General features: G+C 59.9%; 20 protein-coding genes and 1 pseudogene. 11 read left to right on the plus strand and 10 right to left on the minus strand.

Annotated features, from left to right (window positions below):
* Nucleotides 1–413: 413 nt before the first annotated feature.
* Complete coding sequence (locus ACNJX9_RS04555; protein WP_439407957.1) at nt 414–2,576, minus strand: phage infection protein; 2,163 nt, start codon at nt 2,574–2,576, stop codon at nt 414–416.
* A gap of 333 nt (nt 2,577–2,909) precedes the next feature.
* Between ACNJX9_RS04555 and ACNJX9_RS04560 the strand changes: the two genes are divergently transcribed.
* The 6 genes and pseudogenes from ACNJX9_RS04560 to ACNJX9_RS04585 all read left to right on the plus strand — a co-directional run bounded on the left by ACNJX9_RS04560 (nt 2,910) and on the right by ACNJX9_RS04585 (nt 8,274).
* On the plus strand, nt 2,910–3,617 hold the full coding sequence (locus tag ACNJX9_RS04560) for a recombinase family protein (RefSeq protein WP_439407959.1): 708 nt from the start codon (nt 2,910–2,912) through the stop codon (nt 3,615–3,617).
* 193 nt (nt 3,618–3,810) lie between these two features.
* The gene (locus ACNJX9_RS04565) at nt 3,811–4,764 is read left to right on the plus strand and encodes an STM4504/CBY_0614 family protein (protein WP_439407961.1); all 954 of its coding nucleotides are present in this window, start codon (nt 3,811–3,813) and stop codon (nt 4,762–4,764) included.
* Nucleotides 4,761–5,246: a hypothetical protein gene (locus ACNJX9_RS04570; protein WP_439407962.1), complete on the plus strand. Its 486-nt coding sequence runs from the start codon at nt 4,761–4,763 to the stop codon at nt 5,244–5,246. Before ACNJX9_RS04565 ends, ACNJX9_RS04570 begins: the two co-directional genes overlap by 4 nt.
* Before the next feature lie 268 nt (nt 5,247–5,514).
* Nucleotides 5,515–5,991 (plus strand): annotated as a pseudogene (locus ACNJX9_RS04575) (tyrosine-type recombinase/integrase); the annotation flags it as partial.
* Nucleotides 5,992–6,059: 68 nt separating this feature from the next.
* Nucleotides 6,060–7,175 (plus strand): ion channel, encoded by a 1,116-nt coding sequence (locus ACNJX9_RS04580; RefSeq protein ID WP_439407963.1) that lies wholly within the window; start codon nt 6,060–6,062, stop codon nt 7,173–7,175.
* 466 nt (nt 7,176–7,641) lie between these two features.
* Entirely contained in the window at nt 7,642–8,274 is a 633-nt protein-coding gene (locus tag ACNJX9_RS04585) for a LabA-like NYN domain-containing protein (RefSeq protein WP_439407964.1), read from the plus strand.
* Nucleotides 8,275–9,102: 828 nt separating this feature from the next.
* Here the strand turns inward: ACNJX9_RS04585 and ACNJX9_RS04590 are convergent.
* Nucleotides 9,103–9,834, minus strand: a complete 732-nt coding sequence (locus ACNJX9_RS04590) for a hypothetical protein (RefSeq protein ID WP_439407966.1) — start codon at nt 9,832–9,834, stop codon at nt 9,103–9,105.
* 342 nt (nt 9,835–10,176) lie between these two features.
* Here ACNJX9_RS04590 and ACNJX9_RS04595 point away from each other — a divergent pair, with 342 nt between their 5' ends.
* A complete protein-coding gene (locus tag ACNJX9_RS04595) occupies nt 10,177–10,515 on the plus strand; it encodes an H-NS histone family protein (RefSeq protein ID WP_057759758.1) in 339 nt (112 codons plus the stop codon).
* Between the two features lie 180 nt (nt 10,516–10,695).
* Here ACNJX9_RS04595 and ACNJX9_RS04600 read toward each other — a convergent pair whose 3' ends face one another.
* From ACNJX9_RS04600 to ACNJX9_RS04610, 3 genes are all read right to left on the minus strand, one after another.
* Nucleotides 10,696–10,998, minus strand: a complete 303-nt coding sequence (locus ACNJX9_RS04600; RefSeq protein ID WP_439407967.1) for a hypothetical protein — start codon at nt 10,996–10,998, stop codon at nt 10,696–10,698.
* 313 nt (nt 10,999–11,311) lie between these two features.
* The gene (locus tag ACNJX9_RS04605; protein WP_439407968.1) at nt 11,312–11,665 is read right to left on the minus strand and encodes a hypothetical protein; all 354 of its coding nucleotides are present in this window, start codon (nt 11,663–11,665) and stop codon (nt 11,312–11,314) included.
* The gene (locus ACNJX9_RS04610; protein WP_439407969.1) at nt 11,626–12,132 is read right to left on the minus strand and encodes a class I SAM-dependent methyltransferase; all 507 of its coding nucleotides are present in this window, start codon (nt 12,130–12,132) and stop codon (nt 11,626–11,628) included. Before ACNJX9_RS04610 ends, ACNJX9_RS04605 begins: the two co-directional genes overlap by 40 nt.
* Before the next feature lie 242 nt (nt 12,133–12,374).
* Here ACNJX9_RS04610 and ACNJX9_RS04615 point away from each other — a divergent pair, with 242 nt between their 5' ends.
* A complete protein-coding gene (locus tag ACNJX9_RS04615) occupies nt 12,375–12,923 on the plus strand; it encodes a zinc-binding dehydrogenase (RefSeq protein ID WP_439410008.1) in 549 nt (182 codons plus the stop codon).
* Nucleotides 12,924–13,009: 86 nt separating this feature from the next.
* A complete protein-coding gene (locus tag ACNJX9_RS04620) occupies nt 13,010–13,420 on the plus strand; it encodes an avidin/streptavidin family protein (protein WP_083514893.1) in 411 nt (136 codons plus the stop codon).
* A gap of 349 nt (nt 13,421–13,769) precedes the next feature.
* Here ACNJX9_RS04620 and ACNJX9_RS04625 read toward each other — a convergent pair whose 3' ends face one another.
* The 5 genes from ACNJX9_RS04625 to ACNJX9_RS04645 are packed head-to-tail and all read right to left on the minus strand — an operon-like array spanning nt 13,770 to nt 20,627.
* The gene (locus tag ACNJX9_RS04625; protein WP_439407970.1) at nt 13,770–16,082 is read right to left on the minus strand and encodes a TIM-barrel domain-containing protein; all 2,313 of its coding nucleotides are present in this window, start codon (nt 16,080–16,082) and stop codon (nt 13,770–13,772) included.
* A 21-nt stretch (nt 16,083–16,103) separates the two neighbouring features.
* The gene (locus tag ACNJX9_RS04630; protein WP_439407971.1) at nt 16,104–17,183 is read right to left on the minus strand and encodes an ABC transporter ATP-binding protein; all 1,080 of its coding nucleotides are present in this window, start codon (nt 17,181–17,183) and stop codon (nt 16,104–16,106) included.
* An 18-nt stretch (nt 17,184–17,201) separates the two neighbouring features.
* Complete coding sequence (locus ACNJX9_RS04635) at nt 17,202–18,257, minus strand: carbohydrate ABC transporter permease (protein ID WP_439407972.1); 1,056 nt, start codon at nt 18,255–18,257, stop codon at nt 17,202–17,204.
* Nucleotides 18,258–18,267: 10 nt separating this feature from the next.
* The gene (locus ACNJX9_RS04640) at nt 18,268–19,299 is read right to left on the minus strand and encodes a carbohydrate ABC transporter permease (protein WP_430648686.1); all 1,032 of its coding nucleotides are present in this window, start codon (nt 19,297–19,299) and stop codon (nt 18,268–18,270) included.
* A 35-nt stretch (nt 19,300–19,334) separates the two neighbouring features.
* On the minus strand, nt 19,335–20,627 hold the full coding sequence (locus ACNJX9_RS04645) for an ABC transporter substrate-binding protein (protein WP_439407973.1): 1,293 nt from the start codon (nt 20,625–20,627) through the stop codon (nt 19,335–19,337).
* Nucleotides 20,628–20,958: 331 nt separating this feature from the next.
* Between ACNJX9_RS04645 and ACNJX9_RS04650 the strand changes: the two genes are divergently transcribed.
* Both ACNJX9_RS04650 and glnH read left to right on the plus strand, forming a co-directional pair.
* Nucleotides 20,959–21,942: a LacI family DNA-binding transcriptional regulator gene (locus ACNJX9_RS04650; RefSeq protein ID WP_439407975.1), complete on the plus strand. Its 984-nt coding sequence runs from the start codon at nt 20,959–20,961 to the stop codon at nt 21,940–21,942.
* 229 nt (nt 21,943–22,171) lie between these two features.
* Complete coding sequence (glnH, locus tag ACNJX9_RS04655) at nt 22,172–22,927, plus strand: glutamine ABC transporter substrate-binding protein GlnH (protein ID WP_057759731.1); 756 nt, start codon at nt 22,172–22,174, stop codon at nt 22,925–22,927.
* Nucleotides 22,928–22,974 lie beyond the last annotated feature (47 nt).

Raw genomic sequence — 22,974 nt, forward strand, 5'->3', positions numbered from 1 at the left:
GAATTTGCGCGAGAGCGCAACGCGATCTCCCTCAACGCTGATGAAAGAACTGATGTGTAGCCTCATGCATTGTGAGCGTGCCAAAAGGGGCGGCACGTAGCTCTGGAGCCATGGTGTTGGGGGCTATTGGAGATGGAGGTAAGTCCGCGCTGCTTGCACTCGCGCCCCTTTGTGCATGACGCACTGAGGAGCTATGGAGGGACCGGGAGGCAACCATGGAGGGTCATCCTGAGTGATCACTGAGGTCATATGGCCGACCGGGGTAGGTTAGCGACCAACACGCACGCATCACTGCTCACCGTCCTCGTACTCCGTCGTCGTTCTCAGGAATGCCATGTTCGAGGAACGTCTTGATGTTTCGGGGCGTGACGATCCGCATCGGATGCTTGGTATAAGGCCAAGAGCTAACGGACCTAACTAAGAGACTCGACATCACGATATAGCTTACGAAGATGATCGTCGGACATGTCGATGATGGGCTCATACATGAACGAGTTTAGGTGGATATTTTCCGGGGTCATCAACATCACTCGTTCAATGATCGCAATATTGGCGGTTTCGCTCCCGAACCGCTTTTTGTACTCTCTGAGCAGCTTGGGCGTTTGAGCCGAAGTTATGCCAGCTAGCAGTTTGTCATCCTTTATTCGTTCGGCCATGAATTTCTCAGCCGCAAGTCGCGTGGCTATCGACAACACAACTTTATTCTCGAAGTTCATACCCTCCGTTGCTTTGAGGCATTCCTTAGCGGCGGTGAAGACATCCGACAATACAGTGCCACTACCATCGGGCAGCGTTATGGTTGAATGGAATACGCGATTGTAGACCTCGGCCAGTGCGTTCCGCGTGATCGTGGTGCTCTCTGCCTTCCAATGCAGCAATGATGTGAGGGTCCCATAATCGGCGTCAGCGTCGCCTTTCGTGAATTCAACAAGGTTGCGAATGAACGGTATGGAGGCAATTCGCTTCTTCGCATCTGAGCGAAAATTTAACTTCCAGTCATTCACGAAGATGTTCTTTATTCCGGCGGCCTTTTGCAGCGAAAGTCCAGCAGAACTTTTCGATGCCATGTAGCAGTAGTCGTAGTCGACAAATCGGCTATTTACGGTCCGAAAGAAATCGAAGTTGTGTGTGAGGATGATCTGACTGAACGTTTCATCATCCGCAATATCCTTTAGGTACTGGATGATAGCATACTTATTTTTATAGTCGAATGAGTCAGCTATATCATCGACCACGAGTACGCTCTTCTGGTTTGCTGCTCGCCGCGCCTCGATCTCGAAAATGATGTTCAGGACATATAGTGCTTTCTTTTCACCCGTGCTGAGCGCTGAGATAAGCGCCTCCCGATCAACCGATGTGCTTTCAGTTCCATCCTTAAAGATGAAGCCGAGATTCAAGATGGGGTCTTCACCGAGCATGACCGAGATTTTGTTTTTCGCGACAAGCTCGAAAGGCACAAAGAATCGGTCGTTGAAAATCTCAATCGTTTCTTCCCAGCGGGTGCGTTCCGCGGCAGCCTCCTTTTCGATCTCGGCCTTCCTCTTCTCTACTGCACGGTAGTGAGCCAGTAGCTCTTTGTAGAGTTCGATATTGGCAAACATATACGACTTCCATACCTCTTCTCTAAAGGCGTCAACGTTTGCGAGATTGGCTAACAGGTCTTCGCGCTGCTCAATGTAGGATTGGAAGTCGCGCACTGCGGCATTCTTTTGGATCAGCTTTTCAATTTCTGAAAATTTCTTCCTGAGCGTTGCGTCGTTTGTAATCCCCTCTTTTTCCTTGGAGATGAGGGCCTCCAGGTCCTTCGCATCGCTTATTTCGAGGCGCGTTCCCGACACGAGGTTTATCGAGTGATTGGCTTTGAAAAAGCCGTGATCGGCAAGACTCTTGGCCACCGACGAAGCATTGTAATAGTTGAAGATGCCGCGTTTGAAGTACGTCGATTTAGCGAGGAGTTCATTGTACTTCTTAATGTAGTCCTCGATGGCTGTTTTGATGTCTTTCGTTGCGAGAAGCCCAATGACTTTGTCGTCGAAGACTGTGTCATAATCGACGTCGCTGAACGGCGCAGACTTTTGTGCTAGCAACTCGGATTCGATGCGGAATAATGCTTTCGCGAACTGATCCTCGCTTGCCGTGAATGTCCGCGAGATTTCCCTTTCGATGTCTCGCTTTGATCTAGATTGGGCTTGGAGCGCCTTAGTGAGATTGTCTTTGCAGTCCTCGATCTCCTCGTGCAGGCTGATATACTCTTGCTTAAGCTTTGCGTTGATGAGCAAGGTCGAGGTCTTCTCGTTGTTCCCAAACACCTCGTCATAGGGCCGGACAACCAATACGGCATCCTTGGAAAGGGCGGCGCCGTCGATGGTAACCGTTCGCTTTGTGGTCCGGGTGGGGAATATTCGGTCTTTCGACGGCTGACCATCTGCAATGTCCTGGAAGGTCGTCGCCAGTGAGGATTTCATTGCTCCATTGGGAGCGTAAATGGCGAACGCTCTCGCCTTTTTGAAATCGAAGTCTGCTTTGAGCTTCTTGATTCCGTAGCAGTTCTCAAGGTCTATACTGATCTTAGCCATAGCGTGCTCCAACAATCCGCTACGCATGGTACGACCAAGGCATAGTTGAGCCGAGTGTCCGTCTCTATTTATCCCCGAGGATCACACAAATGCGGGAGATGCCGCCTCCGGCCTTTGAGCAATGCTGACATGAGGCTACGCGCTGCTCACACTGAGCAGCCGTTGGGCGATATCCATGTGCGCTTCACAGTCATCCGGACTTGCGCTCCGGGGCGGAAGCATGCGGACCACGGCTCTGTAGCGTTGAGTCAAAACGTCGCAATGACGTGTCTGTTAAGCTCGGTTACAAATCGGAGTAATGTCCGTTAGGCGGGTTTGTATGGAGCCAATGGCATGAAGATCGTGGCTTATAGACGGGTTTCGACGCAGAAGCAGGGCAAGAGCGGCCTGGGTCTGGAGGCTCAGGAAGCGGCCATCCAGGAATTCGCGCAGAGCCGGGGTGCGCGGATTATCCGGGAATACACCGAGGTGGAGAGCGGTAAGACCAACGAGCGTCCCCAGCTCGCGGCTGCACTGCACCACGCCAAGGTCACGGGCGCCACCCTGGTGATAGCCAAGCTTGACCGTCTATCTCGCTCAGCATCATTCACCCTCACCCTGAGAGACAGTGGCGTGAAGTTCGTATGCTGTGACATGCCCGAGGCCAATGACCTCACCATTGGTGTGTTGGCGGTGGTTGCTCAGGCAGAGGCCCAAGCCATCTCCAGACGCACCACCGACGCATTGAAGGTAGCCCGCAAACGCATTGCGGAGACTGGCCAGAAGGCGCATCGCAGGGTCAGACGCCTTGGTAACCCGAACGGAGCCGCGGCCTTGAGGCTGGCAGGGAAGGGTAACGCGGCGGCTATCGCTGCGGTCTCAGCCAATGCGGACCAACGAGCGCAGGACCTTGCAGAGGTGGTGAGAGACATCCGGGCAGGCGGTGCGGTGACGCTGGAGTCCATTGCTAACGAGCTTAATGGCCGCGAGATGATGACGCCTCGTGGTGGCCGCTGGTATCCGTCCTCGGTGGCCAATCTGCTGCGGAGGCTTAAGGCCTAAGGCTGAGCGTTCTAGCAATGGGTTGGAGGTGTGCGTGGTGACCCTCCCGGCCTCGTGGAGGACATACGGGGGAGATTGCCTTGCAGCTCCGACGGCATAGCCTTCGCGATTTTGACCCTTATTTTTTGGCCGAGGATGCATTCCTGATTCGACGACTCGCTGTATATCTTTGGGCCAGCGAGGAGGCTCCCGGATGGTGGTATTCGATCTTTATTCTAAGCGCAGAAAGCGCGAACTCGGCGAAACGACTGATGTATTTACTTACGACGATATTCCGAGGGACCTGCGTACCCAGATAATTCACGTCTGGAACGATGCGATTGGTGAGCCTGCCCTTAGCGAATATTATGAGGACGAAATTCAAGAAGCGTATCAAGAGATAGTCAAGATACTGCGCCGCGAATACAGCGTGTTTCAACTGAGTTCGCGCTCGATAAACCCGAACGATCCGAGATACGCGAAGGGTGATCTGTGCGATTGGTTTCTTGCAGTGAAGGACTCGGGAAGGGTTCTTGATGCGGTTGAGCTGAGCTTTCGATTCATTGAGCGGATTTGTAGCAAGTACAATTATGCTGGGCGAGGCGATCGTGCGGAGGAGGCCGCAAAGGAAGCTATCAAAGAGCTAAACATTCGCTTTAAAGAACACGGCATCGGCTACCAATACAGCGATGGGCAAATCGTACGCGTCGATTCGCTGCTCATACACAAAGAGGTGGTGGTGCCCGCACTGACAGTGCTGCGCGGCAAAGAGTATGAGAATGCCCAGTTAGAATTCTTGAGCGCCTATGAGCACTTCAGGCACGGCAAAAAGCAGGAAGCTTTGGTTGATTGCTATAAATGCTTCGAGAGCACCATGAAGGTTATCTGCACTAAACGGAAATGGCCGTTCGATCCGAAAGCGGCCGCTAAGGGCCTCGTGAACGTTTGCTTGACCAACGGTCTCATACCCGCGTACTGGCAAGGACACTTCGGTGGATTGCGTAGCGTTTTGGAATCCGCGATATCAACGCCGCGCAACAGGCAGGCCGGGCATGGGGCAGGTGCTAGTGTCGCACCTGAGGTGCCCGAGGAACTGGTCTCCTACGTATTGCACATGACCGCTGCTACTGTACTTTTTCTCGCGGAGGCGGAGAAGAAACTTCCGTGAGCGCGGATGATCCGACCACTCCACCCGACGCAGCAAAGGTGAGCTTGACCCTTGAGCAGCTCGCTCAGCTCAAGTCCGAAGTATTGCCTCAGGCCCCATACGTCTCCCGCGTCAGCTTCGGACTGATCGTCCGTCTCGTCACCACGGGCGACATGATGCCAGTGCTCCGCGAGATTGACGCGCTAGAGAGCCTAAAGCTACCAACCACCGTCAAGGGCGAAGAGGGCGAGCAATTCAAGCATCCGCCCCTGTTTCCCTTCTGGCACAAACACTACTTTACCTCACGACATGTCTTGCGGAACATCGGCGAGAGATGGAACATCGCGAGGGGCAAGGGCAATCCTGACCTCAAAGCTGCCTTGAACACCATCGCTGAGCAATCGGGTCATGATCCCGATGCGTGGCAGAGTGCCTTACCGTATCGGCTGCTGATAGAGGGTCTCAGCGAACGCGCAAATGCCCGCCGCCTCACTGGTGACTGATTCATCTTCGCTAAGCATGGCGGACAGAACTACTACCTTGACCTCGCCCGGCACGAGGAGGCTGATGGGCCGATCAACTCTGCTGCGTTGATACGGAAGCTCCGAGACGGAAGTCAGGCTGAGTTTCCGTTTCTGTTCGCTGGCGGCTCGGGGGTTGCCGTGTAACAGGACTGGTAAACATTCAAACGGTCTGGTAGAAATTATCCATACATTTCAATGACAAGCGCGTCGGGCAGCGCAATCCGCCCCTGGGCACCAATCCAAACCCAAGTACGTGCCACTCTCAAAGCAGGCGCTCGCTATTATTGGCGAGGTGTGGGCCCTCACACCTGGTAACGGCTTATTGCTTCCGTCCATCGGTTCGAATCTGAAGCCACTTTCGGAAAATGCATTCAACTCCGGATTACGCCGGATGGGCTACAGCAAGGATGAGATGACCGCACACGGCTTCCGATCAACAGCCTCCACCATTTGCAATGAGAGGTCTCTCGCTGACGCACAGGTTATTGAGGTTGCTTTGGCGCATCAGGACGAAGATGATGTTCGACGCGTCTACAACCGCGCCCTCTATCTCAAAGAGCATACCGTGCTCATGCGGCGCTGGGCAGGGTGCCGCGCACACTCTCAGAGCCAACGCGACCCGCAGGGCCGGACTTTGGGGACGAGGATTGGACGTCCTGAATGCCACAAGCCGAGGGCTCGTCCTGACTCGCAAACGTCGAAGATAGAACGTGTAGGCGAATGACGGTCTCGATTTCCAGATGACCCATCTAGGCCGTCTGGAGGCTCCCAAAAGCTAGAGGGGAAAACGAGATGGACGGCCCAACGCTAGCACTGCTGAAGTCGACCGGAATGAATGCGGCGTGGCTGCTTTCGAGCGGGCTCTGCTATTGGCTCGTGACGCCCTCGCCCGCGACCGCCATCGTTTCACTCATCGCAGCGATTGGCTCGGGTCTGCTGCTTCGGCCGGCCATCCGGATTTTCTTGCGGTGGTTCGAAAGCATAAAACAACATCCGCCAGGCAATTTCGCTGTGCCGGCGATCACTCTCGTTATCTATTTCTTCCTTCTGATCGCCATGTGGTCTTACTTCTACGTTTTTCTCGCGCGGACGGCAGAGGGCTTTCCGTTCTGCTCCGGCGCTGACCCGATTGATCCGAAACATTTTGGTCTCCCCGAATCGTTCTATTTCACCGTCATCTCGTTTGCCACGGTCGGCTACGGAGATATCTACGCGTGCACGAGCGGATCGCGATGGGCCGTCGTGGTGGAACTTTCGAATGTCGTGATGATCGGTTTCATCGGGCTTCCTGCCCTTGTCAACTTGGTGATCGATCTCGCCCAGCGGAGGTTTGAAAGCATCAAATCTGCCGATGGCGACACCGACATACCCCTTGCCACCCTGACCATCGTCGTCGGTATGGCTATCATTGCCGCGGCTGAGCCGCTGACATACAACCTTCTGGCTGCGGGAAACACGGCGGACGGCGAGATAGTGCAGATATACGCTGGGATCAGCGCTGCGATGCTCATCGGCATTGCGTTCGGCGCGCTGATCGTGGCCGCCAACCGGATGCTCGGCGGGCATGACACGCGATCGATATCGCTCACACACGCGATCCAACTTGTCGTCTTGGCCTACGTGCTTTTTGTCGAAGGCTTCGCTTACCTCTACCTTCTCATTGATCGACCTGGCGCGAATGCCTTCGCCTTTGCACGAAGCACCGAGCATCGACTCGATTTCGGGAGTGCAAGCTACTTCAGTCTGACGACGCTCACGACGACGGGTTTTGGCGACATCGCGCCACTATCGCCGACAGCGCGGATCGCCGCGATCGGGCAGATCACGATAGGGATTATGTTTACCTTATTCGCTTTCGGGCTCGTCACCTCAGCCATCGTGAAGCAGCGCGCGCAAACACGCGCTTGAACCAAACGCCCTGTTTCCAGTTCGCCTTTTGGGACAGGAGATCCTTATCGCATCGCAAGGCACCGGATCCGACAGAAAAGAGCCCGCCGGAGCGGGCTTTTGTAGTCTAAGCTGTTAGTGCCGCGGACGACTTTGTCGGGCAGGTGGTTGCCCGATGTCCCGTCTCATTGCGGGTCGAGCATTTGGGACCGCGGCGCTCGCGAGCCGCGCCACCAAGAAGCTCATTGAGCTCGGTATCCAACTCCTCACGCTTCGCGATGAGTTCCTTCACTCGCGCGATCTTTCCGTCCAGGTCCATGTGCACCGAGAAGAATCGATAGTGCTGACCCCAACTCCTGGGCGGACATACCTATGTATAGCTTTGCGAAGTCAAGCTTCGATGAAAGCCTTAGAAGTGCCGTCTCATTTGGCGGGTTCACCCGCGCTGGGCCCGAAGCATGGCACTTGCGGCCAGAGATCGTCCATCATGTCAGGTCCCAACAAGATTGCGCTTTTTATCGACGGAGCCAATCTCTATGCCACGGCGAAGACACTCAACTTCGACATAGATTACAAGCGCCTACTCAGTGAATTTCAAAGTCGCGGGACGCTGCTGCGGGCATTGTACTACACTGCCATTATCGAGGATCAGGAATATTCCTCCATCCGTCCGCTGGTCGACTGGCTAAACTACAATGGCTACACCGTCGTCACCAAGGCCACCAAGGAGTTCGTCGACCCCGCCGGGCGCCGCAAAGTCAAAGGCAACATGGACATCGAACTCGCCGTAGACGCCATGGAGCTCGCCGAGCACATCGATCAGATGGTGCTATTCTCGGGTGACGGCGACTTCCGCCCCCTGGTCGAGGCCGTCCAGCGCCGGGGCGTGCGGGTCACGGTGATCTCCACCATCGCCAGCCAGCCGCCGATGATCGCCGACGAGTTGCGCCGCCAGGCCGACGTCTTCACCGACCTTCTCGAACTCCAAGCCAAGATTGGTCGCAATCCGTCCGAACGGCCGGCACCCCGTGAGCGCGAGTCGCGCTATCGCTCGCACCAGGTCCCAGAGCGTGAGGCCACCCCAGAGCTCAGGGGAAATGATAGCGTGCTCGAGGACTGAGCTACGAAGCGAGATTGCTCGTGTGATCCCAAAGCCATATGACCGGCTCCTCCGGCGCACGTGCTTGCGCCTTGGAGCTGAGCCGCGAAGACGGGCGCAACGAATAAGCCCGGCATTTGCGCCGGGCCGATCGCTAATATAGTTCGGTTCTGAGCAACGGACCAACTAGACAAGACTCGGTCGCGTCCAGTCGGTTCGGATTCCGACATTACAAAGCTTGCCCACGAGCTTCGCATAGCCTGTTGTTACGCCGCGCGCCGCCCGACACCCGTCTCGCGATTGCCGGCAGGTGCGCTTTGACGCGCAGGAAGGCCCCAGCAAGTAGCATCCGAAAGTGATGTGAAGCCCGAACCGAAAATGGTTCCGGCAAGCTGCGTCGAGGGAAGCTAACTGAAGCCGCTAAACGACAACGCCAGCGACTTCCTTCATCAACTGTTGCGAGAGTTGGACCGAGACGTCCATTAACTGCGAGAATGTCAGCACTTGGATTGTTGTTGGGGTTGACCGGACATTCGATCGCCTTCCCAAAGCTCAAAGCCGTGCTCGCGATACATTTGCTCGGCTCGACATCTCGCAGCCTGCTCGTCGATGCAATCGAGCTTCGCGGCGCAGATCACTCGCCGGCTGCTGTCCACCACGAACAGTACCGCATGACGACAATTCCATCCCAACGGGGTCGTCATCCGTAGTCAATGTCCGCCTGAGGCAGCACCAAACTCAACGAATGCGCGCGGAACCTTTGTACCTGTGGCCATTTGGCTATACGGGCGCCTGGAACTCTTGCGTCGCACGGCAGCGCGTCAGGTACTCTGCCCAAGCGTAGCGGCTTCAGTAGCGCAACCTCACCGCATGCCGAAGCCAGCGGCTCGTGCTCAAGATGGAGAGCATCCCCAGCATCATCAACAGTACGCCGAGCCAAGTTGCCGTCCGGCTCGCCGCCTCGTTGTCAGCCTCCGCGAGGCGTACGCCCATCGGCATAATCGGAGGTTCGGACGAAGTCACCACATCGTTTGCCGGCGCGGTCGCGAGAAGTTGCTCGACATCGATTTGGCCGGGCGCGAGGGGCGTCGGCCGGCGGCCATGCGCAGAGATGAGATCCGCCGACATCAGAGCGATGTCTCTATCGAGATCGGAGTTAGCATCAGCTACCTTGACTTCAGGGTGAGGCGGCTGAGACGGCTCGGCCGGTGCCGAACTCAGCAACTCCGCGCGCGCACCAGCGACCCCGCTCTGGCTGAGCCGCACGGTCTCGCTCTGGTCCAAACTGGCGGTGCTATCTTTGGCCACGCGCCGAGGAACGGTCTTCACCTTCACCTTCGCGGTACTCTCGGTCAGGAACCAGCATTTGCGGTGCCCATCCATTCGATAGACCCAATGCTGGCCGGCGGGGCTCGAGCTGCCGGGGCGTGCCACGCATTCCGCTTGCGACGGGGAGGGCACAGCAGGTTGTGGTGCAGCGATATTGAAGATGTCCGCAAGAGGGCTGGAGGACGCAGGCGCCGTCGAAAGAATTTCAACAAGAACCAAGCTGACGAAGCACAATCGCAAATAACCGGTCATCGAAAACTCCCGGTGCCGCGCCCCCGGCCAGCATCACGGTTCGCGCTAACCTGGGCCATCATGCGGCTTAAATCTGGCTGCACAATGAATTAATTGTGCTCTCGATCTTCGATTTAATACGCTCGCCCTAGCGCTAGGCTGCTACACGCTGCATCACAGCTCGCCTGTAGTCGCCCCGCACCAAATAAATGCGCCGCCATGATATTACCCCCGTCCTGCCTTTCTCCGATTACCTCCCGGAGTTAACTGTGGATGTGTGACTAAGAGGAATGGAGATTTGGCTGCTCGTTAATTCCCAAATTGTCTGCGCGGGCTTTCCCTCCAAAGAATTCGGATTGAGCCATGGACACTGAGCATTTCAATTCGCTCTCCCTTGAGGAGCTCTGGAGTCTGCATCAACAAGTTGTCGCCAGCCTCGCTGAGAAACTCTTGCTGCAAAAAGCGCGGTTGGATGAACGGCTGCACAAGATTGGCCTGGCTGATGCGGTCACACGGTTCGACCGCAAGCGCCGACCGTATCCACCCGTCCGACCCAAATATCGCAATCCGAAGAACCCGGCGGAGACCTGGTCGGGACGCGGCAGGCTGCCCAGGTGGCTGCGGCCGCAACTTCGGAGCGGCCGGAAATTGGACGATTTCCTAATCGACCAGGCTGCGGCTCAAAAGCGGCAGGCAAATTGATCGCCCAGTCCCGATGATATTGGGAAGAACAAGCCAACGAGCAATGAGGCGAAGCTTGGCGGTCTTATGTTCGCGAGTACGATGGCTGGCCGACGCTCCCTGAAGCTTCGCAACCTCAGCTTCCGCGTTCCGGACCGGATAGACCGAGCGCCACCCGCCAACAGACTACGATTGTTTTGGCTACTCGATGACCTTATCAGCACGGCCCAGCAATGTTGGAGATATGGTGAGGCCCAACGCTTTCGCCGTCTTGAGATTGACAACCAATTCGAATTTTTGGGCTGCCTGAACCGGCAGGATGGCAACTGCCGGGTTGCTTAGCGCCACGATGACATCAGGGTGCGCGGCGACCAACTCGTCTGCCTGCAGGCGCATGCTGCCGGCATCGCCGTCCCAAGCGCGAACCAGGAATTGGACGTTTCGGCCTTCGACCCAACCGAGTGCCTCAAGGCGGGCCTTATAAGGCGCCAGTATCTCGCGCACTTGGAGCGGGCTCCACCATATGCCGATCGTGCGCAAACTTCGCTGCGCGAGAGCCGCCGACAGATCTCCGTAAGCCGCGGCCCACAAGCCCGCAAGAAACACCCGTCGTTTCATCGATGAGCCAGCATCAGATCATCCATCGGAGGCACATTGTACCGAATTTAATCGAACTAACTACGTCATCGGCAGCACATAGTCGCATCCTACGTCGGGAGCGCATGGCCCGCTGCTGGCAGTCGCAAAAGCCGTTTGGGTGAGCGAATCGCGTGTCATTTGCGGGCACCCAGGTTCGCGTTGCGGTGCCGGATCGATGCTAAATCTTCGGCGCGATGGCGCAGATCACGTTTGTCTCGACTGACGTTGTACCGCTCTCCCGCAGCTTCTTCAGGTTCGCGGCTTTGACCCCGGCCCTTTCGCCCTCGCTCATCTGCTCGACCGTCCAGCGGTAACCTGAACCGAGCACTATGGTCCACCAATCCTCCACAGACTGAAGCCGTTGCTTGCCGTCTTCGGAGGTGACCTCAGCGCCGCTGATCCCACTCTCCGACAGAAGCTGGCGCAGCGCGTCCGGCCTGGTGATGCGCTCCCAAGGGCTGACGGTTGCGACGAGATCGGGACGGAACTCCTTCACCGCCGACCAGAATGCTTCAGAGCCAGGCTCGAACATTCTTGGCCCCAGGTGGTGATGGCGAGCTTTCCGCCGGGCCGCAGCACGCGCCACAGTTCGCGAATCTCGGCGACCATATCGGCCACGAAGAACAGCGAAAACACCGAGATCACGGCGTCGAATGACGCATCCGGGTAGCTCAGTGCCGTCATGTCAGCACGACGGAACTCGACGTTCTGCCGATGTTGCGCGAGGCTTTTCGAGCGCGCGATCGTCAGCAGCCGTTCTGCAAGGTCGATCCCAATAACTCGCCCCCGCGGTCCGACATCGATCGCGGCTGGTATCGCGGAAGCGCCGCTCCCGCAACCTACATCAAGCACCGCCGATCCCGGTGCGAGCGAGAGCCTTTGCACGGTGAGCCGACCATAGCGATCCCAGAACGCAAGCGGGCCATCATCGAAGTGGTCCGCTGCCGCGTTATACGTCGCCTCTGCCTTCAGCTTGGCTGGGTCGCTGACTGGATCCATTTCGTAGATCCCCTACAAACCGTAGGCTACGTTACACGCGCTTATATTCCTTGCTCAATGTTGGGGACCGGGTTTGGCCTCTGGGTCGTGCTGGCGCTTGGCAAAAATTCAAGGTGACGGACAGCCGGTGGTGTTTTCGCGTTCCCGCAGGCCTATCGGATGAACAGGCCGCCTTCGCCTATGTGAACCCGCTGACAGCGCTGTTGCTGAGTAGGTCGCTTCTATCGTCGCCTGCTTTGCACGTGGCGGTAAACGCAGCCGGATCCGCAATTGGGCGGATTCTGATCAGGTTGGCAAACCGGGTCGGGATACGTCCGATTGCCATCGTGAGAAATCCAAGATCAATTCAGCTTCTTTCCGACCTCAACTTGCGTGTTACCCTTGTTGAGCCGGGCGACGGGCTATCGGCTCTCATTGCTGAAGTCACAAGCGGCGCCGGATTGGATATCGTGTTCGACGCGGTTGGGGGCGAGGAGGGGGCGCGACTGGCGTCGGGGCTGCGCGTAAATGGCGTGCACTTGCACTATGGACTGCTGTCGGGGACCCCGCTGCCCGTGTCATTGACCACGACGCGTCCCGATATCGACCTTCGCTTTTTTCGCCTTCGCGACTGGGTACATTTCGTGGAGCGCGGCGAGCTTGCGCGGGAAATGAGTGCTGTTTCGAATCTCATTCAATGTGGCGTAGCGGCCACCCCTGTCGAAGCTTGCTACCCTCTTGCCAAGATCGGCCAAGCGCTCGCGCACAATGCTCGTGAAGGTCGTCAAGGCAAAATCCTCGTCACGTGCTAGTTGTCGTTATGCATCCGTTTGACGCAACAAAAGAGATCGTATATTAAAGGTTGTGCTTTTTGCTATGACAACCGAGGTCTTGTTGTATGCTTCGATTTATATCAGCCTTCTTGCTTGTCGTCGGCTTGAGCCTTTCAAGTGCTTCTGCGCAAACGCTCCCGCTTCCTTCGGTTTGGAAGAATGCGCGTGGTTCCGAGATGAGGATATGGCCCGGTACGACGGCCGGCTCCTTCCGAGGCGTATATACCAACAATGCGGCTGGATTTGATTGCCAAGGTATTCCGTTTGACTTGGTTGGCGAGACCAGCGCGAATGCGGTTAGATTCGTGGTTGTGTGGAAGAACGCCATGAAATCCTGCAACTCTATCACCGCATGGGTCGGAAGCTTGATTGGCAATGATATTCTGAGGACCGGTTGGGAGCTTGCTTATGTGGACAGGAATACCGGCCTTATGAAAACTCTGCGAGGAAGCGACGTTTTTCGTCGGGTGCCGTAGCGGTTGTCGTACGCTGTCCGTTTCCCTCAATACGACTGTGGCCGCAGCGTTATGATTTCGCTGGCCCCGGTGTGAGCGGGCCGCTCAGGTAATTGTTAGATTTCCAATCGGAAAGCCCATTGCGACGACACCAAGATCCCGATCCTGGTGAGGGGCAAGACGGATGAAGGGCAAGACGGACACCGGCCGGATCCGAGCCTATGTCCGTGATACTCTTGCGTCAAAAATCATAAAGTCATTCCAATGATACGAGTTCGCAGTTTTGTTCTGAATGGCGCACCATCTCTGTGATTCTCTACCCCCGGGCGCCACGTCCCTCGGATCTCGCGACAAGTGCGCCAGACGCAGCTCACTCGACTGTGCCGGCAAGCCGCAGATTCGGCACGCCGACGCCGCGGACGCGGATTGGTGCCGAGAGCTCCGCTCCGCTGACGTCGAGCACGAGGCCACTATCGTCGCGGCGCAGGTGGAATTCGATCGTCCTGCCGGTCTTGCGCCAATCCGACGTCTCGCCATCGTCGATATAGACAAGACCGGAACCACCGCGATCGGGCGCGCCGAACACGATGGCGGTCAGCCCCCTGTCGTCTTCAATCGGAACGATCGAGCCCGCGCGCGCGAACAGCGGTAGCCGGCCCAGAGGCGCTGCCACGGTGATGGTTTGCCCGCCTTCGAATGGCGTCCCGCTATGCCAGTCGTACCAGCCGCCGGGATGAGCGGGCAGATAGACTTCGCGCGTTGTCGCCCCCTCACCGAGAACCGGGGCGACAAGGAGATCGGGGCCGAGCATGAACGCGTCTTCGACGGTCGCAGCAATCGCGTCCGAGGCGAAATCCCACAACAGCGGCCGCACCGGCGGCACGTCTTCCAGGGCCGCACGCCACATCTGCGTATAGAGATAAGGGATCAAGCTGTGGCGCAGCTCCATGACGGACCGGACTTGCGGGAGCACGCTCGCATGCATCCACGGAGTGTTGACGATGCCGCTCGACTTCCAGGAATTCATCACCATGCGCGGCCACAGCGCGCAGAACTCGACGAAACGGCAGAGCAGTTCCGGCCCCGGCGAAGGACCATGGAAGCCGCCAACGTCGTGGCCGATGTTGTAAAACCCTGACAGGCTCATGTTCAGGCCTTGGGTGAGATTATAGCGCAGCGTCTTCCAGGCGGTCTCGTTGTCGCCGCTCCAGGTCTGGCCGTAGCGGGCGATGCCGGCGCCGCCGGCGCGCGTGATCGTATAAGGGCGTTTGCCGGGCGCCTGCGCTGCCTGCGTCTCGTAGGCGAGCTTGTGCATCAATAGCGCCTGCGCGGGGCGGGCGAGTGTCTGCGGGAACGGACGGCCGTCGCCGTTGCAGACCGCGTCCTCATCCCAGATCTCGTACTCGTTGTTGTCGCTCCAGACCGCCGTCACGCCATAGGCGAGCAGCGCGTCGCGGATGCCGTCCGCCCAAAACTGCCGGCCTTTCGGGCTGGTAAAGTCGACATGGAAGCCGAGACCATCCCAGAATTGCGCGACCGCCGGCTCGCCGGTCCCGCCGTCCGCGACGAGGATGCCGCGCGCCTTGGCTTCGCTGAGTCGGGGATGATCATCGAGCAGGCAGGGCTTGATGTTGGTGACCGGCTGCATGCCGGATGCCTTGAGCCGCGCCATCGTCGCGGCCGGATCGGGGAATTTGTCTCGATTCCAGTTGAAGACGTAGCGACGGTTGCCGATCGAGGTGTAGCCGGAGCCGAAGTGAAAGCTGTCGCAACGGATGCCGTGGCGCCTGCAATCCTCGATGAAGCCGGTGATGCGGGCGTCCGCGTCCGGCGCGTCGGCGATGGTCATCGTCGTCATCGCGAAGCCGAGCGTCCAGCGGGGCGCGAAGGCCTGTCCGCCGGTCAGCCAGGAAAACCGGCGCGTGACCTCTGATACGGTCGGTCCGGCGAGCACGTAATAGTCGAGGTCGCCATCCTCGGCGCGATAGAAGCGGAAGAGGCCGTGGTAATTGTCGATGGTGCAGCCGAGGTCGACCGAGCCAAGCGCGAGATTGTCGTAGAAGATGCCGTGCGCGCCGCGTGCGCCGTCCACGATGAAGAACGGCAGCATCTTGTAGAGCGGATCGGACAGCTCGGCGTCGAAGCCGCAGGGATCGACGGCATCGATCGAAAAGCGCCGGCCGGTGCGATCGAGCGGACCGGCCTTGTCGCCGAGGCCGTAATGGCGCTCGTCTTCATGCCGTTCCATCGCGTGCAGCAACGCATTGGTCTTGCGCGACAGGAGATAAGCCTGGGTCGGGCGGTCCTGCAGGAATGGCTGGTCCTCGCCGTCGCGGTACCAGGCGATGCCGAACGGATCGAGCCGCACGCGTGCGCGAAGACCCGCGCCGGCCAGCGTGACGATGCCGCCGTCCTCCGACGCGGTCGTGGCCGGATTGGCAAAGCCGGAGATGACGTCGCGCGGCCGGCCCTCGAATGGCGGCTCCATTCGATCGGGCGCGATCGCCCAGCCGCGATCAAGCCGATAGCCCTCCGGCCGGCGCAGGGTGACGCGACCGATGTCGCGCTCGAGAATCGCGATACGCAAGCTGGCGAGTGGGGCCGCCGCCGGCCCGGTCGCGAGGTCGAACAGCGCGGCGTGGCCGTCGAGGCCGCGGAAGCGGCCGTGGGTCAAGGCTTTCATTTGATCAGGCTCCGGAGACGATCACGGCCGGGCGAGAGCCGCGCCGGTTGCGTCGAAGATATGCGAATGGTCGGGTGCGAAGCGGATCGCGACGGCATCGCCGCGGTCAAAGCGCGACTGGCCATTCTGGCGCAGCGTGATCTGCGGCAGGCCGGGAGCCGTGGCATAGATGAAGGTCTCGCCGCCAAGCTGCTCGACCAGATCGACTGTTACGGCGAGCATGCCCGCATCGGGGACGACGTCGATATGTTCGGGCCGGATGCCGAGCGTCACGCGCGCCCCAGTGGCGAGGCCGGACGCGGTGCGAGGCAACGCGATGTCGCGTTCGCCAACGCTGAGGCGCAGCGTGCCGTCATCGGACAGCACGGTCGCGGGCAGGAAGTTCATGCGGGGAGAGCCGATGAAACCTGCGACGAAGGCGTTCGAGGGGTGGTTATAGAGTTCGAGCGGCGTGCCGACCTGCTCGATGCGGCCGGCTTTGAGCACCACGATGCGATCCGCCAGCGTCATGGCTTCGACCTGGTCGTGCGTGACGTAGATCATCGTGCCGCCGATATTGGCATGCAGAGCGGCAAGCTCCTTGCGCGTCGCGACGCGCAGTTCGGCGTCGAGGTTCGACAATGGCTCGTCGAACAGAAAAATCTTCGGATCGCGCACGATGGCCCGGCCGATGGCGACGCGCTGCCGCTGGCCGCCGGACAGCGCCTTCGGCTTGCGGTCGAGATAATCAGCCAGACGCAGCATGGCGGCGGCGCGGTCGACCCGCGCCGTGATCTCCTGTGGCTTCAGCCCCATGTTCTCGAGCGCAAAGCCCATATTCTTGCGGACGCTCATATGCGGATAGAGCGCGTAAGACTGGAACACCATGGCCAGCCCCCGCTCGGAGGCGGGCAGGTGGGTGACGCGCTCGCCGTCGATATGGATCTCGCCGCTCGTCACGTTTTCGAGGCCGGCGATGACGCGCAGCAGCGTCGACTTTCCGCAGCCCGACGGGCCGACGAAGACGACGAATTCGCCATCCTTCACGGCGAGATCGATGCCGTGCAGCACGTCGATGCTGCCGAAGGATTTTCGCGCGGCGGTGAGTTTCAGGTCAGCCATGATCGATTGCCCGATTGGTCATTTCATTCCCGTCGAGCCGATGCCCGTCGTGATGAAGCGCTGCAGGAACACGAAGACGAGAGCGACGGGGGCGAGCGTCACCACCGTCATCGCAAGGAGGTAGTGCCACTGGGTCTGCAGCTCGCCCTGAAAGGCATTGAGGCCGATCTGGAGCGTGTAGACCTCGGTCTTGGTCAGGACCGCGAGCGGCCACAGGAATTCGTTCCAGCGCCACATGATCGAGAAGATCGAAAGAACCGCCAGCGCCGGCAGGGTCAGCGGCATGACGATGCGCCAATAGATCTGCCACTCGGAAGCCTTGTCCATCCGCGCCGCCTCGATCAGATCCTTCGGCAGCGTCAGCATGTATTGCCGGAGCAGGAACACGCCCGTCGGCGTCGCCGCACCCGGCAGGATCACCGCCCAGAGCGAATTGGAAAGGCCGAGCTCGGTCACCACCAGATAGACCGGCACCAGGATGATGGTCATCGGGATCATCAGCGTTCCGATCACGGCAAGCGTCGCCGCCTGCTTGCCGGGAAACGCGTAGATCGCGAGCGCATAGGCGGCCATGGAATTGATGAGCAGCGTGATCAGCGTGGCGACCACCGTGACGAAGACCGAATTGAACAGGAAGCGGATGAAGGCGAAGCGCTGCAGCGGCTCGGTGTAGTTCTCGGTCGCGAGTGCGACGCGGCGCACCGGTTCGCGCTTGTCGATCGCCACGCGAAACTGTTTCGAGGGATCGGCGGGATCGACCATCTGGGCGAGGAGCCCGATGCGCCGAACCTGCGCCAGTTCGCGCACCGTGCCGTCGGGAAGCGTCGTGCGGAACAGCGGCAGCTTCTGGGGTTGGCCTGATACCGTCACTTCGACCTGTGCGACAGGCAGCAGCGACGGCGGAAACTCCAGGAGCGCACTCTGGGTCTTGAACGATGACAGCACCAGCCACAGTACTGGCCCGAACATCAGCACGACGCCGAGCGCGAGATAGGCATAGGCTGCGATGTCGGTCCAATGCAGCGGCCGTCCGGGGCCGCCCCGACGTTGACCAAGCAAAATCCCAAGGCGCATGGCGGCTACCTCAGATCTCTTTGCGCCGCGCGGCGGCGAATTGCAGGAGCGTCAGGATGAAAAGCACCAGACCGAGCACGACCGACGCGGCGGCGGCGAGGCCGAAATTCTGCACCTGGCTGGCGAAGCCGGTCTCGTAGATGTACTGGACCACCATCAGTGTCGCGGTGCCCGGACCGCCGCCGGTCAGCACGAAGACCTCGTCGAAGGTCTGCGCGCCCTTGATGAGCGCGAGCACGATCACGACGATCATGTTCGGCCACAGCAGCGGCAGCGTGATCCGTGTCAGCACGCGCCAGCGCGGCGTTGCGTCCATCTCCGCCGCCTCGTAGAGGTCCGCGGGGATCGCCTGCAGGCCGGCGAGCAGGATCAAGGTGTAGAACCCCATATGCGCCCACACCGATACGAACACCGCCCAGAACATCGCCCAGCTGGGATCGACGAAGAACAGGATCTTCTGGCCGCCGAGCGTGGTGATGGCCGCGTTGAGGAGCCCGTCGCGCTGCAGAATCCATTTCCAGATCAGTGCAACGACGACGGGCGACAGCAGGACCGGGAAGAAAAACACCGCGCGGAAAAAGCCGCGCCCGCGGATCTTCATGTTGAGGACCAGCGCGGTGATCAGCGAGAACAGCACCATCGCGGTCACCTGAAACACGACAAACTTTGCCGTATTGGCGACGCCACGCCAGAAGTGATCCTCGCGGCAGCTGGCCGGATCGAGAAATGAGCCGCAGTCGAACAGATAGGCGAACTGGTTGCTGCCGACATAGGGCCGCTCGGACGGAAACAGCGCCGCGCCGCCGGTCACCGAGAACACGATGTTGATGCCGATCGGCAGGAACACGAACAGGCCGAAGAAGGCGAAGTTGGGCAGCAGGAACACATAGGCCATGCGCCGCACGCCGATCGCGCGCTGCAGCCATCGCATCGGCGGATCGAACAGGCGCAGCGCGAGGTCCACGGGCAGGACCGCGACGCGCGCAAGCGCTGTTGCAGCGCTGCCGGGCTGCAGTCGGGCAGCGGACGGAGTGTCCGACATCGCGGCGATCCCTTGATCCTGTGATCCGGTCGCCGTCATTTCTTGTTGCGCTCGGCGATCTGCTGCGCGACATCGGCGGTGATGCGCTTCTCGGCGTCTTCGAGGCTCGTTTCGCCTGACACCGCCTGCCCGAGCCGGCTGATGACGGCGTTGAAGATGATCCGGCTGTTGATGTAGCCCTGGATCCGGTAAGCGAGTGGCGAAACCTGGGCGGCGCTTGCGGTGAAGATCTTCAGTGCCGCGGCGGCTTCGGGGCTCGCGGTCGGATAGTCGAGGCCTTTCTTGGCGAGCCCGAGATGGCCGGGCACGAACAGCGAGCGCGCACAGAACTCCGCCAGCACCGGTTCGCTTGCGAGATAATCCATCAGCCGCGCCACTTCCTTGGGATGCTGGGTCGACTTGAAGGCCATGAGAGCGCCGCCGCCGGGCATGCTGCTGCATCCCCCCGGCCCGCAAGGGTTGGGGACCGCCACCCAGTCGAAGGCGTTGTCCACGGTCTTTGCGAACTGGGCGATCTGCCACGATCCGGACAGGTACATGACGACCTGCGCGTTCTTGAATTCGTCGTTGGCGCCGCGATAGGCCGTGCCGGAGACCGAGCCCCACAGCTCCTTCGACATGACGCCGGACTTGTGCCAGTCGTAGACCAGCTGCGCGGCGCGCTTGAAGCCATCGTCGACGACATCAGGCTCGCCGTTCGCGGCGAAAACCTTCGTGCCTTGCGATACGGCAAGCGCATAGAAGCGATGGCCCGAGCGGTCGAGCGCGAGCGGGAACGGCGCCTGGACCTTGCCCGCAACCTCCTTCACCGCCTTCGCCCAGTCCTCCCAGGTCGCCTTCTCGCCCGGCATCGCGACCCCGGCCTGCTCGAACAGGGTCTTGTTGACGAAGGGGCCGGTGACGGTGAGCTGGGTCATGAAGCCCGGAATGGCCTGCGTGTCGCCCGCCGGGCGCATCCATTCGAGGAAGGGGCCGAAATTCGCCTCCCAATAGCCGGGGTCCTTGAGGAAGGGACGCATATCGAGCGCGAAGCGCGACAAGCCGCCCATATCGACGACACGCGCGATGTCGGGGCCCTGGCCTGAGGCCAGCTGCACCGGCAGATTCTCGTTGACCGCCTTGTAGGGCACCTGATCGAGAACGACGTCGATGTCCTGGTTCTGCTCGTGGAAGCGCTTGAGCAGGTCGGCCATCACCTCGCCTTCGTTGCCGTCCGAATACCAGGCCATTCGGAGAGTCGTCGTTTCGGCCGCGGCGGGCCCGCCGAGGACGCTGGCGGACAAAAGGGACAGCGCAAGAGACGTGATGACGGGGGTGATGGCACGCATGATCGTTCCTTCCTCCACACTCGCCGGCCCTGCTGGGCCCGCGTGAGACAGGCGCAACGGGTCCGTTCTCCGACGGATCCTGCAGCACCAGACGTTTCCTTCCACATTGGCGTCCACCCCGGGGCGGCGGATGCCGTTTTGTCACGCGCTTGGGCGCCCGCTTCCGCTGACGCGGACAGCAGGGGGCCGTCCCGAGGGTGTTCCCAAGCGCAAAACCATCTTGGCAAACGTTTGCCAAACTGTCAACTTGGTTTAAATCATCATGGCGGGCCTCGGAAGCAGGCTCAACTGTCGCTATAGGTTGCATTCGGACCAGTCCCCATGGAGGCCGATGCCGGAAGACGTCTCACTTGCCACCGTCGCGGCCCGGGCCGGCGTCTCGGTTTCGACCGTATCGCGGATCGTCAACGGTGAGATGCGGCGCGCCTCCCCGGCGACGGTGGCGCGGGTGCTCGATGCGATCGAGGCGGTCGGCTACCGGCCAAACCCGGTGGGACGGGCGCTCAAGAGCGGACAAAGCCAGCTTGTGGCGATGATCGCGGCCAATCTCGACAATCCGGCCATGGCGACCATCGCGAGCTCGACCGAGGCCGCCCTGCGCGAGGCCGGCTATGTCATGGTCCTGTGCGATACGCACGACCGCCCCGAACTTCAGGACGAATATCTCTACGCGATGCGGGCCCAGATGGTGCGCGGCTATGTCCTCGTTGCCGCCGTCGCCAGCCCCGCCTTGAGCGAGTTGTCCGCGTCCGGCGCCCCGATGGTCTTCGTGACCCGCCGCAATCCGAGCGGCAACGGTCCGTTCGTCGGCATCGACGATTCCGCAGCCGGCGCGGCCGTCGCCGACCACTTCGCCGATCTCGGACGGCGCGCCCCGGCCGTTGTTTTTCCGCGCCTCGGCTCGTCCGCATCGCGCGACCGCGTATCGGGCTTCCTGGCCAGACTCCGGGAGCGTGGATGGTCCGACGACGCGATCATCCGCGCCGACGGGGAAGGGCGATCGCATCTGCAGATCGGCTACGATGCCGGCGCGCGAATCTTCGGCGGCAGCGACAGGCCGGACGCCATCCTCTGCGTGAGCGACCAGATCGCCTATGGGGTCAATCGGCGCGCGCTTGAACGCGGCCTGAAAATCCCCGGCGATTGCGAACTGGTCAGCATCGACGGCACGCCTCTTAACCAATGGGTTGCACCCTGGCTGAAGTCGATTGAAATCCCCTACGCCATCTATGGGGCGGAAATCGTCGCGGGCCTGCAATTGATCTGGCGCGGCGAAGCTTTCGGCGAACGCCTGCTACCCTACAAGTTCGGCTGACACGCGAACTTCATGCGCCGAGGCGGATTGTATCGCTCTTTCACTGCCAAAGATGTCCGCAATTCTCTCCTGAGGTGACGCCCCGGGTTTCCGAAACAGGCTGACCGTGATCGTTTGTCCAGCAAATGCAAATAAAATGTGCATTCATGAGAAAAATGCATTCTGAATTTGCGTAACCTCTGCGCCGGTGTTAGGATCGCGGCAACGTCAACAAAGGGGGAATGCTGAAATGAAGCTCACGCTTGCAAGCCTGACCGCCGCCGCTGCAGCCCTCGCGGCAACTCTCGTCCTCGGCCAGCCTGCTCGTGCCGCCGACCTGATCGTCGCAACGGACACGGCCTTCGTTCCGTTCGAGTTCAAGGAGGGCGACAAGTATGTCGGCTTCGACATCGACCTGTGGGCCGCCATCGCCAAGGATATCGGCGTGACCTACACGCTGCAGCCGATGGACTTCAACGGCATTATTCCGGCGCTCCAGACCAAGCAGGTCGATGTCGGGCTGGCCGGCATTACCATCAAGGACGAGCGCAAGAAGGTCATCGACTTCTCGGACGGCTATTACGATAGCGGATTCCTGCTGATGGTGCCGGCGAACAGCACGATCAAGGGTCCGGAAGATCTTGGCGGCAAGACCCTTGCCGTGAAGACCGGCACCTCGGCAACCGACTACGCCAAGGCGCACTTCACGGAGACGGAGCTTCGCCTCTTCCCCAACAGCGACAACGCCTATCTCGAAGTCGCGACCGGACGCGCGGATGCCGCAATGCACGACACCCCCAACGTCCTCTACTACATCAAGACCAACGGCCAGGGGAAAGTGAAGACCGTCGGCCCGCAGATGATGGCCCAGCAATACGGCATCGCCTTCCCGAAGGGCAGCGAGCTGATCGCCAAGGTCAACGCCTCGCTCGTCAAGCTGAAGGGCGACGGCACCTACACCGCCATCTACAAGAAGTGGTTCGGCGCCGAGCCGCCGAAGAGCTGATCCAATGCCGTGGTGCGCGCCGGCCACGCCAGCGCGCTCTCCTTGAA

This window comes from Bradyrhizobium sp. BLXBL-03 (assembly GCF_051853015.1).
GTDB classification, from domain to species: domain Bacteria; phylum Pseudomonadota; class Alphaproteobacteria; order Rhizobiales; family Xanthobacteraceae; genus Bradyrhizobium; species Bradyrhizobium manausense.

Bases quoted from the DNA above. Each gene is read 5' to 3' on its own strand.
- ACNJX9_RS04625 (WP_439407970.1), bottom strand. From the start codon at position 16,082: ATGAAAGCCTTGACCCACGGCCGCTTCCGCGGCCTCGACGGCCACGCC.
- ACNJX9_RS04645 (WP_439407973.1), bottom strand. From the start codon at position 20,627: ATGCGTGCCATCACCCCCGTCATCACGTCTCTTGCGCTGTCCCTTTTG.
- ACNJX9_RS04605 (WP_439407968.1), bottom strand. From the start codon at position 11,665: ATGTTCGAGCCTGGCTCTGAAGCATTCTGGTCGGCGGTGAAGGAGTTC.
- glnH (WP_057759731.1), top strand. From the start codon at position 22,172: ATGAAGCTCACGCTTGCAAGCCTGACCGCCGCCGCTGCAGCCCTCGCG.
- ACNJX9_RS04635 (WP_439407972.1), bottom strand. From the start codon at position 18,257: ATGCGCCTTGGGATTTTGCTTGGTCAACGTCGGGGCGGCCCCGGACGG.
- ACNJX9_RS04630 (WP_439407971.1), bottom strand. From the start codon at position 17,183: ATGGCTGACCTGAAACTCACCGCCGCGCGAAAATCCTTCGGCAGCATC.
- ACNJX9_RS04565 (WP_439407961.1), top strand. From the start codon at position 3,811: ATGGTGGTATTCGATCTTTATTCTAAGCGCAGAAAGCGCGAACTCGGC.
- ACNJX9_RS04555 (WP_439407957.1), bottom strand. From the start codon at position 2,576: ATGGCTAAGATCAGTATAGACCTTGAGAACTGCTACGGAATCAAGAAG.
- ACNJX9_RS04620 (WP_083514893.1), top strand. From the start codon at position 13,010: ATGCTTCGATTTATATCAGCCTTCTTGCTTGTCGTCGGCTTGAGCCTT.
- ACNJX9_RS04595 (WP_057759758.1), top strand. From the start codon at position 10,177: ATGGACACTGAGCATTTCAATTCGCTCTCCCTTGAGGAGCTCTGGAGT.
- ACNJX9_RS04560 (WP_439407959.1), top strand. From the start codon at position 2,910: ATGAAGATCGTGGCTTATAGACGGGTTTCGACGCAGAAGCAGGGCAAG.
- ACNJX9_RS04640 (WP_430648686.1), bottom strand. From the start codon at position 19,299: ATGTCGGACACTCCGTCCGCTGCCCGACTGCAGCCCGGCAGCGCTGCA.
- ACNJX9_RS04580 (WP_439407963.1), top strand. From the start codon at position 6,060: ATGGACGGCCCAACGCTAGCACTGCTGAAGTCGACCGGAATGAATGCG.
- ACNJX9_RS04590 (WP_439407966.1), bottom strand. From the start codon at position 9,834: ATGACCGGTTATTTGCGATTGTGCTTCGTCAGCTTGGTTCTTGTTGAA.
- ACNJX9_RS04585 (WP_439407964.1), top strand. From the start codon at position 7,642: ATGTCAGGTCCCAACAAGATTGCGCTTTTTATCGACGGAGCCAATCTC.
- ACNJX9_RS04610 (WP_439407969.1), bottom strand. From the start codon at position 12,132: ATGGATCCAGTCAGCGACCCAGCCAAGCTGAAGGCAGAGGCGACGTAT.
- ACNJX9_RS04650 (WP_439407975.1), top strand. From the start codon at position 20,959: ATGCCGGAAGACGTCTCACTTGCCACCGTCGCGGCCCGGGCCGGCGTC.